Genomic DNA, 16,459 nt, shown 5'->3' on the forward strand with positions numbered 1-16,459 from the left:
CGCATTTAATCGATTAAACTTAACTACAAGGTACGATTTTATTTACACTGAAATTCATAACGTAGTATTAAACCCATAATTTTAACACCTGAAATTCCAAAATCACAAAAAATAAGAAAAAACTGTTAAAATAAAAAATAACAACACATAACATGTTGATTTATAAATAATTAAATAAATAGAATTATGATTACCGTTGCTGATTAGCTAGCTTTTAAAAAATGGCCTTTTTAGAAGTTGATTTTCCATCTTGAAAAACAACTTTTACGACAAAAACCTCGTGTGAAGTGTGCAGGTCTTCAATAACTGCTTTTTTACTTTCAAGCTTATCTTTTTTGTATAACTGATTCCCAGAAATATCAAAAATTATAACCTCTTTTATATTCTCTCTAAAAGATTCAACATTTATGATATGATTTCTAACAGATATTAAAATGCCATTAGAATTGTCTTCAAATTTTTTTTCCCCTAAAGTTTTATTAGTGTAAATTATTGAGAAGCGATTATTAAAAGTTCCCGCTTCAGAATCAAACTTATACGGACTTTCAGAGAGATTATGGTATTTATCTAATATTTTATCTACTAGAAAAATATTAATATCTTGAAACAAATTATCTTGATGGTCAATCTCTATATTCAAAGTTGCCTTTACGTCTGTTTTATATCCCAATTTAATCATGTCGCTTTCTTCCAACGGCATCGCTTTTCCTTGAATTACCAATTTTTTATTTTCTAAAATGCTATAAAAATCAATCTCTTGACTTGAGCTGAATGCCAGTGCGTCATAATAATCTAATGAATCGGAAGCCTCTTTGGCATAACCTAGCAAAATCTGTTTTAGTGCACCATTGCCGTTATGGAGATTAAGCCAGAATCGAAGTTTTTCATCTTCCATTTCAGTATAAGAGTTTTTACTTGGCTTAAAAAAAGCACTGTTGCCAGCTCTAATCCTCATACTATTATTAAATTCTACAAGACCTTCTGAATTACTCTTTATAAAAAATCCTTGCCCTGAAGCTATAGTGCCGTCTGGAATAGTACTGTAATCTGAATTTAGGGAAGAAGTTATTCCAACGCCTCCTAAAAGATTATATGCGACACAATCAGTTGCCGAATATTTACCATTAGATGGTGGTGTAGCATGTGTCCAAAAATAAAGGGCGCCCTTTATTTTAGAAGCGTTTGCTTTTATAAAAAGATCTGCACTTATAGCAGACGGATATGGATTTCCAATCAAATAGCCAGCATCTTTAACTTTAAGTTCAGCTTCAATTTTTCCATTATTTGGTATTCCCTTAAAAACACCTTCAAACACTTCTCGTTCTGTAAGGGAATAATATTGCGGAGTCCTAATACAGTAACCTTGCCCGGGAATCATATTCATAGTTCCGTTGTAATTTATATTCCAACCAGAAATTGGATCTTGCCAGTAATATTTATCTCCAAGAGTATAAGGAGAAAAATCAAACATTTTTTGCTCATCAACAGGCGAAGACCAATACGTCATATCATAACGAATTACTGGTTTTGTTTTTCTTATTAAATGAATAATTCCAGTATTTACCATATCATCATCTGATTGATATAAACTTGCTGAATCTTCTAAGATTAAAGTTCCAGAACCAGTGTATGCAAATTCTATTGCTAGAGTATTATTCTCCAATAAAGTGACAGTCTTACCTTGGTCAATGTTACATCCACAAACAGCAGTGGTGGTCAATCGCGGAAAATTTTCTTTAAAATATACATCTTTTCCTGCTGAAGGTGGTCCATTTGTCCAAGAAACGCCATTCCAAACTGTAGTATTTATACAAAGCTTTAAACGAGCAATTCTGTGTTTTGAAATACCTGCAACGGAATTAAAATTACCTCCAATTAGTAATTTATAATCCTCCGAAAATTTCATATCGAAAAGCGTATTATTTAATGGTGCAGTAAACGAATCATCAAAAGCTCCTGACGACATCAATCTAATAAGCCTTAAAGATCCTGTACCTTTATAAGTTCCCGAAAAAGAACCTCCTACCAAAATCCTATCATCGGGCTGCACCAAAATAGATCGAACATCACCTTTGCTAAAACCTGCTCCAGAATCAAATGTTGTATCAAGACTTCCGTTATTGTTTAAGCGTAAAATTCTTTTTTCAGAGATATCATCAAAGCTTAAAAATGATCCTCCCACAACGATCTTCCCATCTGATTGTAGCGCGATAGCATATACGTTCTTATCAAACCCTTTTTGGATATCAAAACTCGAATCAATACTTCCATCAATATTTAAACGAACTAAACCCGAATAAGGTTTTTCATTAAATTTTTTAAAACGTCCTCCCAAAAGAATTTTCCCATCAGGCTGTATTAGTACCACTTCAACAATTCCATCGGCACCAGAACCAATATTGAAATCATTGTCTTTGGTTCCGTCTGGAAGAAGTCTAATAATTCTATTGCTATTTAAACTTGATCCGTTGTATTTTGTAAATGCACCTGTGGCAATTATTTTTTGATCAGGCTGAATCGCAAGAGTATAAACCTGTGCATTAAATCGATCTCCATTACCAAAAGAATCATCAATTTCTCCATTAGGTAAAATCCTAACAATCCTATTGCTAATTACATCATTGTATTTCGTAAAATTACCCCCAACAACTACTTTCCCATCGGCTTGTAGTACTATTGTTTTTATTACATTATTTGCTCCCGAATTTCCAGCATTGAAAGATGCATCCATAGAACCATCCTCTAAAAGACATGTTATTTTGGAAACCAATCTTCCATTAAATTTATTAAAATTGCCACCAACAATTGTTTTTTGACTCGGAAGAGGCAATACGCTAAAAACAGAGTTATCAAAACCAATTCCCGAAGACAAATAAGCAATATCATGTTCTCCTTCACTGTCAATTTTAGCTAACCGACCCTGATTTTGCCCATCAAAAACAGAAAAAGTACCTCCAATAAACCAAGATCCTTCATCATCAAATTCTAGAGCTAATACGGAAGCTGAAGCTGGTCCTGATCCAATATCAAAATCTGATTTTAGTGTTCCGTCATTATTTAGAAAAACAACTCTATTAACCTCAATATTATTATAAAAACCTGTAAAAGATCCGCCTACCATCAAATCTCCTTGTGAGTCAATTTTAATTGTCTGAACACCTTCTTTGCTAAAACCTGTCCCTGTTACAAAACTTTCATCCTTTGTTCCATCAGTATTCAAGCGAATAATACGATTAGCAGAAAGATCGTTAAAAGCTGTAAAATTACCCCCTATTATCATTTTGCCATCAGACTGTACTGCGATCGCATTGATATCATCATTAAAACCATTTTCGCTTTTAAAAGTAGAATCGAGACTTCCGTTACTATTTAAACGGATAATTCTATATGCTGGATTTTCATTAAACGTATTAAAATTTCCTGTAAGAATTATTTTTTCATCTGCAGTAATCTTAACATGAGTAATATTTAATGCCGAACCCTTTCCAGTCAAAAAAGAAGAATCGAGTGCACCATTGGGAAGCAAACGTGCAACGCGATTTACCGTAGTATTGGCATATTTAGTAAAACTTCCGACAATTATTATTTTACCATCAGACTGCATTGCAATATCGTATACAATTCCTGTTGTCGCTCCTATTGTAGTGTTGAAAGTAGTGTCGTGAGTACCATCTGGATTTAAGCGGATAAGTCTCCCAACGTTAATCCCGTTATACATGGTAAAACTTCCACCCAAAATAATTTTACCGTCTGCTTGTAAATAGGATGCATAGATTTTTCCATTAAAACCGTTGCCGGTATTAAAGTTTTCATCGACTGTTCCATTGGGTGTCAAACATGTAAGATAAGAAACTGGAAATCCATTTAAACTGAGGTAATCACCTCCAACAATCAGATTCCCGCTTTTTTGCAAAAGAAGGGTTCTTACTGCCCCATTAAAACCATCTCCGATTTGGCCATTATCCAATACATTAAAAGTGGCATCTACTTTTCCCTGCTGCGCTAGAAGATTTGAGCAAGGAATAAAAAGAAGTAAAATCAGATAATAAAGTAAATTTCTAATCAAAATAATATAATTAAAGTTAATCTTGTAAGAATTAATTTAAAATTATAAAGTTGGATTGAAGTCTACAATACCAAGATTTAGGGATTTTTAGTCCATAAAAAAAGTCCATTCTTTTTACAGAATGGACTTCTTATTATCTCGGATTTTTACTTAATTATAAATTAGAAAAAATAACTTTCTTAGTAAAAGTATGTCCGTTTTCTAAAGTTATTTTTACCAGTATAACCTGATCAGAAGAATGTAAATTTGTGGTTTGCAATTCTGAAGCATTCACTTTATCATTACTATATAATAACTGTGCTCCAACATTATAAATATTTACCTCTTTTATCGTTTCTTTTGACGAAGTAATTTTTACAGCTTTGTCTTTTACCGAAACTAAAACTGTATTCTCAAGATTTTCAAAATCACCTGTTCCTAATGTTTTATTGGTATAACGAAGAGCAAAACGAGTAGTATTGGTTCCCGCTGCACTAAAGAAAGTATAATTTTCTTTTCTTAAATCAATTATTTTTCCAGTTGCTTTATCTTCTAAATAAATTTCCTGAGTATCAAAAAATCCGTCTGCGTGGTCAATAGAAATCGTAAAATTACGATCACCAGTAGCATCAACCGTACTTTTATATCCTAAAGGAATTACTTCTGTATTATCAAAAGGAAGGGCGCGTCCTTGAATAGTTAATCTTTTAGATTCGTTAATACTATAAAAATCAACAGAAGAGTTGCTATTCATTGTGGTAGCGTCATAACTCAAATCATTACTATTTGTTGCTCCATCGATATAACCAATCAACATCTGTTTGAAAGCACCTTGCGTATTTGCAATATTCAGCCAAAGACGATTTTTCTGAATTTTACTTGTTTTAGCTGTTTTATAAAATTGAGTATTCTCTGAACTTCCTCTGCGAAGATCATTATTAAAGTAAATTTCAGATACAGTTGGTGATGCAAAAAAACTTTGACCTGCTGCAATATTACCATTAAATTCATCTGCAGGATTGACAGGATCATTATTTACTCTTGTTGTTCCTACTCCATTATAAACAATAAAATCTGAACTTAAATATTTATAAGTATTAGTTCCTGGAGCAATTTGCGGAGGCTGATTATGTGTCCATAAATATATAGAACCTAAAACATCTTTATTAGTATTCAGAATTAACTCTTCAGCATCTACTGCAGAAGGATAAGGGTTACCTATCAAGTTCAATTTATTTGGTACTGTGGTAACAGTCACATCTCCATTGTTCGGCACTCCAACAAATACACCTTCAAATGTACTAGGAGTCACTAAATCAAAATTCTGTGGAGCTCTTATACTGTAACCCTTCCCTACTTCCATAAATTCCTCACCATCAATACTATAAATCCATTTTGTATTATTAGCATCCCAGTAATGATATTTATCATACAAAGTATTTGGAGAAAAATTACGCATTTTAAAATCTGCCTTAATTAACGGCGTCGCCCAGTAGACCACATCATAACGAGTCAAACTGACCTGTCTTTTGTAAAAAACATTACCAGAATTTACGGCATTTTCACCTTGTAATAAACTTGAACCACTTTCAAATGATAAATTACCATTACTTGTTATACCATTGGTAACAGTCAAAGTCATATTAGATGGAATTATAACTTGATCTGTACCTGGAACCGTGATTTCTAAAGAACATACAGTCAAATTTACCGTAGCTACTGAAAAAGGCTGGCTTGGCGTAACCGAAGAGATTCTAGCGGTTTTATTTCCTGTTAGATCATCTTTTGGATTACCGTTTGACCATCCTGAACCGTTCCATATTGTAATAGATCTGAGATCTGATATGGTAACATCTGCTGTGCTTGAAATACAAGATGAGCTATTATTTGTAACCGTGAAATGATATGTTCCTGCTTCTAAATTTTCAATAGTCAGTGTCGTTTCATTAGTTACACGACTATACGAATGCGATCCCATCTGACCTGTTTGATTAACTGTCCAGTCTGCTGATGGCAAACCAGTGAGTGTAATGGTTCCTGAATTACCACAAGATACATTGGTATGTGAAGTTGATGGAGCCGTAGGTATTGGGTTTACAGTAACAGTAAGTGTAAAAGGAACGCCTGTACAAGATCCTGTTATTGGCGTTACGGTATAAGTCGCCGTTTGAGCAGTTGTTGTACTATTTGTTAATCTGCCTGTTATGTTAGATACTGCAATAGTATTTGCTGCTGCTCCTAACATCCCACCTGTAACAAGTGGCATAGTCCATGTATAAGTAGTGTTATTTGGTACTGTCCCATTTGTAACATTTACTGGTGTAACAGAAAAAGCTACTCCTGTACATGCATTACTTGTCATTGTATTAATTGTCGCTGATGTTACATCAACCATAACTGGTGTTGAATAAACTGTCGCACCACCACAACTTGCTGCAACACGATAATATGTTTTTACCGTTTGAGTAGTTGTAAATGTTGATTTAGAATTTGCAGTATCTAAATAGTATATATTAACATTGTCAATAACATGATAATCATTTACATCTCCTGTACGGCCTGAAAATTTGAATTTCCAATTTGATTTATCAGAAGACAAGTAGGCCGCAGGTAAGGCCAGGTTAGCCACAACAACATTCCCTCCTATAGTAAGAGTTAAATATCCTTTATCACTAACACTCATAACAACATTTCTGAGTGAACTTGTTCTTAGATTAAATGGTGCATTTATAGCACTATTAAAAATGCTGCTTCCATTGTATGTAATTCTAACTCGGCTACCTGCCTCAACCCCTTCATTGTCATAAGTATCAAGTTGCAAAACAATTCCCGAACCTTCACCACTTTCTCCTCCACCAATATTATTCGCAATGTTTGAAGCATAACTTAAACTAATACCATCAGCACCATTACCTCCATAAATTTTATAATCGAAAGATGCCGAAAATGTATTAATATTTGTCCCTGGTGTTTTTTGAATTACAAAACCTCCAGTATAACCAGTACCTAGTGTTGTCAAAAATAGCTCCCCACCAGATATAGAAGTGTTATTACCGTAAAGACTGATCTCTCCTACATTAGTATTCGCTGATTGATTTGTTGCAAAAGCACTACTAAAAAAAGCTGTTGGAGTAGGTGTTGCACTTGTCCAAGGAGCATTGCCGTCAGGAGAAGTTTGCCAAACGTAAGATGTACCTTCAGCCATTGTATTTTGCAATGATAAAGTAAAAGGCGCATTAGGACAAACTGTCGCAGCAGTAGTTAATGTATTGCCAGGAGCATTTCCTACACAAGCTTCTAAAATAGTAATATTATAATCCTGAATCTGTCCAGTACTTCCAGATATTGCACAAGAATTAGTATTATAATCAGTAGTACGACGGCTCATAATTCTCATTTTGGTTAATCCTGCCGTTGCGCCAGCAGGAATCTGCAGATAGATAGAAGTTGCTTTTGCATCAGTTCCGTTAGAATTATTTATTGTTCCTATTTTGTGAGGTCCTTCATCTGTGTCTGCAAAATCGCCATCTCCATTCCAATCAAAAAAAGCAGTGTAATAACTGTTAACACCGCCATTGGTATTTCCTTTTACTGTTAATTCGTAATATTGTCCCTTTGACACATTAGCTGCTGGCACATTTGAATAGTAAATATAAGGTGCTGTAGACGAAGCTGAAGTTGCATTATTGATCGAGCCAAATAGAACATTAGTAATGGCTGTAACTGATGAAAAAGTTGTACAAGCACTAGATCCAACATTTATTTGACCTGTAGTTGCTGTAAAATAAAGATCATCTTTATTTTGTGCTGAAGAACTTGAGCTACCCCAAGAAGTTGGAGCAACTTGATTTCCGTTTAGAGTTAGAGTACTTGCGCTATGTGTTACTGTTCCTAAATCTGCCTTTACTCCCGAATTTACAACCAGAGCCCCTGTTATAGAAGTTGTCCCCGTAAAGCTTTTTGTGCCACTTCCAGACAATGTCAGATTATAAAAATTTGAAGTATTGAAAGATTGTATTCCTGAACCATTCAGTGTTACTGTTCCTGATCTTGGAATAAAAGTTCCGTTATTCGTAAAACTGGCTCCTATATTAAGCGCATAACTATTTGTTGATACATCTAATGTACTTCCTAATCCTATACTTAAACTACTATTTATTGTAGTATTAGCACTTAATGATTTAGTATTTGTCCCAGAGACTTCTAGATTATTATAAGTTGCTGATTTTATAGTTTGATTAATAGATCCATTATAATTTACTACATTTCCTGAAGCTGTTGCTGTAAGCGTCGGATTAATAACAGTCCCTCCATAATTTAACGTAGCATTCGTAGAATTTATAAAAGTTGCCCCTCCAGCTAATGAACTAGAAACTGTAAGAACCCCTAAATTTGTTAAATTTTGGCTTATTGAGATATTGGGAATTGATAATGTTCCACTTATTGATTGAATATTATTTGTAAAAGTATGAGAACCTGTTCCTGCATTAAATGTTCCACTGTTTGTAATTCCCCTTCTAAAATTTATTGCAGAATTACCAGTATTATTCCATATACCACCTAGATTTATAGTCACTAATTCATAATAACTTTTTGTACCTGCTGTACTATTATGTATCAAAGTTCCTGCAATAGTCGTTGTACCATCAACTCTAAAATCGTATCCCCCAACAATTAATGTTCCTCCTGCTTCAACAGTTATATTATTAAGCCTTTCATTAGCATTAACAGTAATAGTATGCCCATTTTGGATTATGAAATTATCTCCATTAGCAAGATTAGAATTATTTGTTGGATTTCCATTTCGATTAACTGACCAAGTTCCATTAATAGCAAAGAAACCAGTAGTCACTCTAGAATAATAAGTCACCGCATGAGCAAAAGAAACCACAAAAAACATCCCTACACAAAGCAATAAACTTGGTGTACACAATCTTTTAGATATAGATTTAGAGGAAATGAAGAATAAAAACGAGTAAAGTAATTTTCTCATCATATAACAGTAGGTATTTGTTTTAAATTTGTTTTTGGTTTGCTTAAAGCAAAAAAGGCATTTCTTCCAAAAAAAACATTAGTTCTTTTGGTAAATCTCTGAATCTTAAAATGTTAAATTTTGGGCTTTTAGCCAAAATCTAAAATTGTTAAAATTCCGTACAAAAATATTTAAATTAGCCTAATACACAAGGTTATAATTTATTTCTTTTTGAAAAATATTAACAAATTTCAGAATTATTTTATAACTAATTGAGCATAACTGAATTTAAACGTTAAAACGCATGAAAAACCCGACGAACAGCACTTTTACCATCAAAGAAGCTTTACAAAAGTTAGAGCATTTTTGTGCTTATCAAGAGCGCTGTCATAACGAAGTTGTTGATAAATTATATAGCCTAAAAATGACTCGTGACGAAATCGACTATATTGTGGTTCAACTTATTGAGGGGAATTTTTTAAACGAAACGCGTTTTGCGTGCAGCTTCGCCCGAGGCAAACACAGAATAAAACATTGGGGGAAAATTAGGATTACAAATGAGCTAAAAATGAGAAATATTTCATCAGCCAATATTTCTTTGGCTTTGAAAGAAATTTCAGCGGAAGAATATTTTGAAACTTTTGAAAACTTGGCTGAAAGATCTTGGAATAGTATTTCAGAAACTAATCTTCTCAAAAAACGTAAAAAATTTTGCGACTATATGCTTCGCAGAGGTTTTGAAAGTAATTTGGTTTATGAAAAAGTAAAAGAATTGGAAGAAAATTAGATTTCCTTTCTTCCCCCCAAAATGACCAATTTCTATCCCTTTTGTAGAATTTTAAATCCGGTTGCAAACTCCATTAAACCAGTGTCAAAACCAACACAACTTCAAGTTATAAAATATTCCATTTTTGAAGAATTTATAGCAAACCTGACGTTTTTCAGTCTAAAAACGCAAAAAACATCCTCAAAAATCTTAATATTTTACGATTATTCTTATAATATTTTTTAACATTTTATAAGAATATTTATCGAACATTAAAATTCTTAATGTAGTTCATCGACTATTTCAACAATTCATCGATTAAATAGCGGTTCGCAAAACCCTAACAATTTCCAGCACGTAGATGTATCTATCTTTGCCGCGGTTCGAAAGTCCTATGCCAGCATAACAAACTGATAGAAAACATTTAACATGAAAAAAACTTTACTTTTATTTTTACTGTTGCCTTTTTTTGGATTTGCACAAACTGATTTAGTGCGATGGAATGCCGCGACTTCATCTCGCTACACACCTGCCGTAGTTGCAAATGTCACTCCATTAGATATTACGACAAATGGAGGGGTTAACATTACCTATATCTCAAATAATAGTGAATCAACATTTTTTCAGACAGGAAACTGGCCCGTTCCGCAGCAAATCGGGAGCGCCTACGATGTCAATAAGTACATACAATTTAGAATTAAACCAGCTGACAAATATAAAATTGATGTAAATACTTTTACGTTTCAATGTCGATCTGGATCGGGAAAATTTAAAGTTAGATATTCAAAAAATGCTAATTTCGAAACTGGAGTCAAAGATTTAATTTTAGAAACTACGACACCTGGCAATTGGACAACGTACACTACTACGTTATCTCCTGATTTTAATCCTGTTCTTGAAAATGAGTATATTTACATTAGAATTTATTCTTATAGCACTAATAACACTTTCGAAATAAAAACGGGGACTCTCGCGACAAATGTTATTCCTGTAATCAATGGTTCTGTTAGTCCATATGATTCTTCAAAAATAATGGCAGTTAAGGATTTTACAGACACCAAAATTAACGTGGCTGCAAATATCAATTTACTTGCCAACGACATTCAAAAACAAAATGTTACAACCTTAACTTTATCGACTCCTCCAAATGCATTAGAAGGAACCGCAATAATAAATCCTGACAAAAGCATAACATTTAATCCTGCTAAAGATTTTGTTGGAACATCAACATTTAGCTACACTATTTCTAACGGAACTGAAACTTCTACCTCTACTGTGAAAGTGACAGTCTCAAACAATCCAGATAACGTGCTTTCACTTTGGAATGGAGCAGGGGATAGCTTTAATCCAGTTACAAATAGTTACGTTAATCCAAATTCACCAGTAACTTCAGTTGGTGCGACTTTAAAATATACTTTTTACAATACAGATAACGCATTTTTCGAAACTGGTAACTGGCCAAGACCAAACCAAAATGGAGGAATGGAAGATCTTGGAAAATATGTACAGTTTAAAATAAACCCTGATTCCAAGCACAAATTGACTCTTAAACAATTTAATTTCACCTATAGAGCAAATGGGCAAAGATTTTTAGTTAAATATTCTAAAGATCCAAACTTTACTGCTGGAGTATTAACTATGATACCCGATACACCAACAGCATCTAATTGGACATCACTGACCAACAATATTAATCCAAGTGTCAATCCGATATTGCCTAACGAAACTTTATACATCAGAATATATTCTTACAGTAGTAATAATAATTTTGAGATAAAAAACGGAAATGGAAATAGCGAAGGACCAGTTATTACAGGAACTGTAGATGATGTTTATACTCTGACAGCCAATAATGATTATGTTTCGACACCATCAAACAAACCAATCGAGATTGATGTTTTGGCAAATGATGTGGTAGGAAGCACTTATCCTCTAAATTCTATTAGCTTTACACAGCCTTCAAACGGAACTGTAACCATAGATGCTACCAATAAAATTACTTTTACCCCAAATGCGAATTTTACCGGATCTGCAACGTTTACATACACACTTCGCAACACTAATTCTCCTTCAGATTATTCATCTGCAACTGTAATTGTAAATGCGACAGCTCCAGTATGTACAACTCCAGGTGATCAAACTACTTTTGGATCTGATGCATGGATTGGCTATGTATATAAAATGGCAGATAATGCTGCAATGCCTCCAAATGTTTCATATCCAGCTTTACCAAATACAACTATTGCAACCTATATTGGAACTGTAACAGAGAACAAAAACTTTGATAGAAATGTTGGAGATGGCGCTGTTTCTGGTGCAACTACAAATATTCCCTGCGTGACCGCTCCAGCAGAACGTTTCTTTGTAAGATACAAAATGCTGGCAACTATTACCGAAGCTGGTGTATACAGTTTTGATCTTGGAAGTGATGATGGAGTAAGACTTTATATCGATGACGTAGCAACACCGGTAATCTCAAGATGGAACGGTCACGGATATACGGCAGACTATGTTTCGCAAAATTTAAGCGTTGGCACACATAAATTTGTTCTTGAATATTATGAAGATGGAGGAGCCTCAAGGGTTTCTTTCTTCTACGGTCTGCCAAAAGGAAATCCTACTGAATATGGAAATAAAGTGTGGAATGTGTATGGCTATGTCAATAATGACATCACATTAAACAATGTAAGGTATGCGGGTTATTACGTTGACCCTAATTTAAGCCCCGACTCAGCCAATTTTTGGTCAAGAGATAAATCGCCATCTTCTGCAACAATCTGGCAAGGTTCTCAAATACCAGACAACAACTTTACGGTAGTTTACAAACGTAAAGGATTTGATTGCGGACTATATCAATTACGACATGTAAATCATGATGATGCTTATGAACTTTACATTGATGATGTTTTGATCGCTTCTCAAAATGGATGGAACAATGCATCGTTTTTAATCAATAACGGACAACTTTACCCTTTAAATAACAATTCTAGAGTAGAAATACGCCTAAGAGAAGATGGTGGTGATGCCAATCTTGCAATTAACTTTACAAAAACGGATGTTATTTATAACGGAACCGGTACTATTCCGAGCGGCGGTAGTGTTGTTATTAATAATAATACTGTACTGAGCACAGACCTTACTGTTTGTTCTTGTACCATTAATCCAAATATTACACTCACAGTTCCAAAAGATGTTACCCTAACTGTCGACGAAAACATAACTGTTATTGGTTCAGGTAAATTGCTAATTTTAGATGGAGGATCATTGCTTCAAACATCAACAAGTAAAGATCTGTTTACTGGAGGCACAAACACTTTTGAAGCACAGAGAACAATCAATGTCGTTCGTTACGATGTAACATACTGGTCATCACCCGTAGGCAATTTCACAATGCACGATTTATCTCCAGAAACTTTATACGACAAATATCATTATTGGAACCCTGCAACCAACAAATGGCTTTATAGCATTAATGGAATAGAGAAAATGGAAGCAGGAAAAGGATACAGCATTAGAGCGCCCCAACCATATGACCTTACCACTCCCGCAGATTTTACAGCAAAATTTATAGGAAAACCAAACAATGGAGATATCCCAATCTCACTTGTAAGCGGAAATTTGAATTTATTAGGCAATCCATATCCATCTTCTCTTGATGCTGAAAAATTCATTACTGATAATGGAGATATAGGACCTCTATATTTTTGGTCGCATAATACACCGCCGAAGAAGATAGAAGGAACCAACACATATTCTTATGACAGTGCAGATTTTGCTGTTTTTACCTTGACGGGACAGACCCAACCATCCCCAAAAGGGCAAGTTCCTAACGGCTATATTGCTACTGGGCAAGGATTCTTTGTACAGCCAAAAGTAAGCTCTGTTTTATTTACAAACTCCCAAAGAATAAAAGCCAACAACAATGCATTTTTTAAGACAACTGAGAAAACTAGCGGAATAGAAAAAAATCGCTTATGGTTAAATTTAACCAATACAGGAGATGCATTCAAACAGATCCTTATCGGATACGCCACTGGTGCTACTAATGGTCTCGATCATAATTATGACGCTACTACAATGAATAGCAACTCGTACGTTGATTTTTATAGTATTAACGAATCTAAAAGACTAACCGTTCAAGGCCGAGCATTGCCTTTTGACAATACTGATACAGTGCCTCTTGGTTATAAGAGCACCATTGAAGGCGAACTTACAATCTCAATTGACCATGCAGATGGATTCTTTGATACTCAAGAAATTTATTTAGAAGATAAGTTAACAGGTAAAATAATAGATTTACGAAAAGAAAATTATACTTTCAAAACTGCCATTGGAACCTCTACAACTCGTTTCATATTGCGTTACACTAACAAAACATTAGGCACAGATGATTTTGAAAACATAGGAAACAGCGTTTTAGTTGCTGTAAAATCAAAAGTAATAAATCTCACTAGCGGAATTGAAAACATTAAAGAAGTACAGATCTATACTATCGGTGGCCAAACCCTTTATAGCAAAAATAAAATTGAAGCAAAAGAATTAAGAATTGAAAACTTACATTCTAGCAATCAGGTTTTATTGGTAAAAGTAATTTTAGAAAATGGTCACACAGTCACGAAGAAAATCATTTTTAATTAATAGCAAAAACCCATCGTAAAGATGGGTTTCTTGTTTTTATTGTTTATCTAGATTAAAATCTTCTTTCATAATTAAAAAACAAAATCTCTAACCAATTCCAAAACCTCATTAATTTCTTCCTGAGAATTATAACTGTGAATGCAAAAGCGAAGACGCTCCTGACCTTCTGGAACTATTGGAGAAAGTACAGATTGGATATCAAAACCCTTGTCGTGAAGTTGCTGTGTCAGCTTTTTTACATTCTCATTTCCTGGAACAATAGCAGAATGTATGGGTGATTTACTGTGAACAAACATTGGTTTTAATCCCAGCAAATTTTTCTGCTGATTAAAAAACACAATATTTTGACGAAGCTTTTCAATAGCTTCTTTTTCTATTTCCAATTGCTGATAAGCTGTAAAAATTGTGGCAACCGCATGAGGAGATAAAGCAGTAGTATAAATAAAGCTTCTCGCAAAATTGATTAGATAATCTTTAAGACTAATACTTCCTAAAATTGCGGCACCTTGACACCCTAATCCTTTTCCAAAACTTACGATTCGGGCAAAAATTTTATTATGCAATTGCAGATATTGGGCCAGTCCCTCTCCTTTTTCGCCAAAAACACCCAAAGCATGAGCTTCATCGACAACGAGATAACAATTGTACTTTTCTGAAAGCTGTATGAGTTCTTCCAAATTCGGACAATCGCCATCCATAGAAAAAACAGTTTCTGTTACAATGTAAATTGTGGCATCATGAAATTTAAGGATATGGTTTTCTAAATCTTCAATATCGTTGTGAATAAAATGATGCGATCTTGCTCGCGACATTGCAATTCCATCTTTTATTGAAGCATGGCATAATTCATCATACAAAACAACATCATTTTCCTGCGGTACAGCACTAAAAAAACCTAAATTGGCATTGTATCCCGAATTGAAAATTAAAGCCGCTTCTGCCTCATGAAATTCAGCTATATAACTTTCTGCAATTTGATAAAGAGAATGATTTCCTGTAAGCAATCTAGAACCTGTAGCCCCATTTTGAAAAATCTCATTTTCCAATAAATAAGCATGAGTATGTTTGAATAAAGTTTCCGATTTAGAGAACCCGATGTAATCATTAGAAGAAAAATCAATCAGATTATTAAACACAGGCAACTTCTTAAACAAATTATCCTGTTTACAACTTTCTAATTTCCGATTAAGATTTTCTGGCAATTCCATAAAAACAAAGTTAGGCAATTCATTCTATAATAAAATAAACAGCGGATTGTAGTCAACCCGCTGTTTTTCTAAATTTAAATCGCACTAATAAAAGGTGATTGTCTACTGTAATTTGACTTCAACATTTCCTTTACCATAAATTTCGAAATATCCAATGCTGTAATTTTATCTCCTAAACAATCTTCAAGGTTTACCGAGATTTCAGAACTTTCATCAGAAAAAATAATTAATGGAACACGAACTTGTGTCCAATCGACGTCGCTATTTACCAAAAGATCAAAAGTGAATTGTCTGTCTTTTTGAATTTCTGGAAATTTCGTTTTCATCCAGTCGGTTGCCATAATCGTTTTTGGACTTTTTTTATCGAAAGGGGTATCAATATTGAGTCCGGCCAGTAAAACATATCTCTGAATATCATAATTCTTCATAGCTTTCAAAATGTTCTTTGTTGCCTGACTCGCCACCATTGGCTCTCCCGGTCGTTGACCAATAGTGCTTAACACTGCTTGACAATCTTTCAGCAACACATTTATCGATTCTTCATCAATGGCATCGCCTTTAATGATTTCTATTTTTGAACTCTGAATGGTAAAATTATTCGGATTTCTTAGAAGAAGTTTTACACTAAATCCGTTTTCTAATAACTGGTTTACAAGGTATTTTCCAGTTCTTCCGCCACCGCCCAAAACGGCAACTTTTGATATATTTTTCATATCTTTTCTTTATAAAATTTGACATAAGTAAATTATGCTTCGTCATTCAAGATGAAGCAAAAGCGCAAAAGCTTACTGAGCTTTTACATTTGATCAAATATTTTATAAAGAGATTCT

General features: G+C 34.0%; 6 protein-coding genes. 2 read left to right on the forward strand and 4 right to left on the reverse strand.

The window, feature by feature from the left end; all coding sequences use genetic code 11:
* Nucleotides 1-214: 214 nt before the first annotated feature.
* On the reverse strand, nt 215-4,066 hold the full coding sequence (locus Q9Q97_RS01355) for a T9SS sorting signal type C domain-containing protein (RefSeq protein WP_306153677.1): 3,852 nt from the start codon (nt 4,064-4,066) through the stop codon (nt 215-217).
* Between the two features lie 154 nt (nt 4,067-4,220).
* Nucleotides 4,221-9,041, reverse strand: coding sequence for a GEVED domain-containing protein (locus tag Q9Q97_RS01360; protein WP_306153679.1), 4,821 nt, complete (start codon nt 9,039-9,041; stop codon nt 4,221-4,223).
* 280 nt (nt 9,042-9,321) lie between these two features.
* On the opposite strand from Q9Q97_RS01360, the gene Q9Q97_RS01365 reads away from it, so the two are divergent.
* Both Q9Q97_RS01365 and Q9Q97_RS01370 read left to right on the forward strand, forming a co-directional pair.
* Nucleotides 9,322-9,804, forward strand: coding sequence for a regulatory protein RecX (locus tag Q9Q97_RS01365; protein WP_306153681.1), 483 nt, complete (start codon nt 9,322-9,324; stop codon nt 9,802-9,804).
* Between the two features lie 408 nt (nt 9,805-10,212).
* Nucleotides 10,213-14,421, forward strand: a complete 4,209-nt coding sequence (locus Q9Q97_RS01370) for an Ig-like domain-containing protein (protein ID WP_306153683.1) — start codon at nt 10,213-10,215, stop codon at nt 14,419-14,421.
* A 71-nt stretch (nt 14,422-14,492) separates the two neighbouring features.
* Here the strand turns inward: Q9Q97_RS01370 and Q9Q97_RS01375 are convergent, their stop codons facing one another.
* Together Q9Q97_RS01375 and Q9Q97_RS01380 are read right to left on the reverse strand one after the other, a co-directional pair.
* Nucleotides 14,493-15,629, reverse strand: a complete 1,137-nt coding sequence (locus Q9Q97_RS01375; RefSeq protein ID WP_306153685.1) for an 8-amino-7-oxononanoate synthase — start codon at nt 15,627-15,629, stop codon at nt 14,493-14,495.
* 74 nt (nt 15,630-15,703) lie between these two features.
* Nucleotides 15,704-16,342, reverse strand: coding sequence for an NAD(P)H-binding protein (locus Q9Q97_RS01380; RefSeq protein ID WP_306153687.1), 639 nt, complete (start codon nt 16,340-16,342; stop codon nt 15,704-15,706).
* Nucleotides 16,343-16,459: the final 117 nt, after the last annotated feature.

Origin of the sequence: Flavobacterium sp. DG2-3, assembly GCF_030730925.1 — a bacterium.
GTDB lineage: Bacteria > Bacteroidota > Bacteroidia > Flavobacteriales > Flavobacteriaceae > Flavobacterium.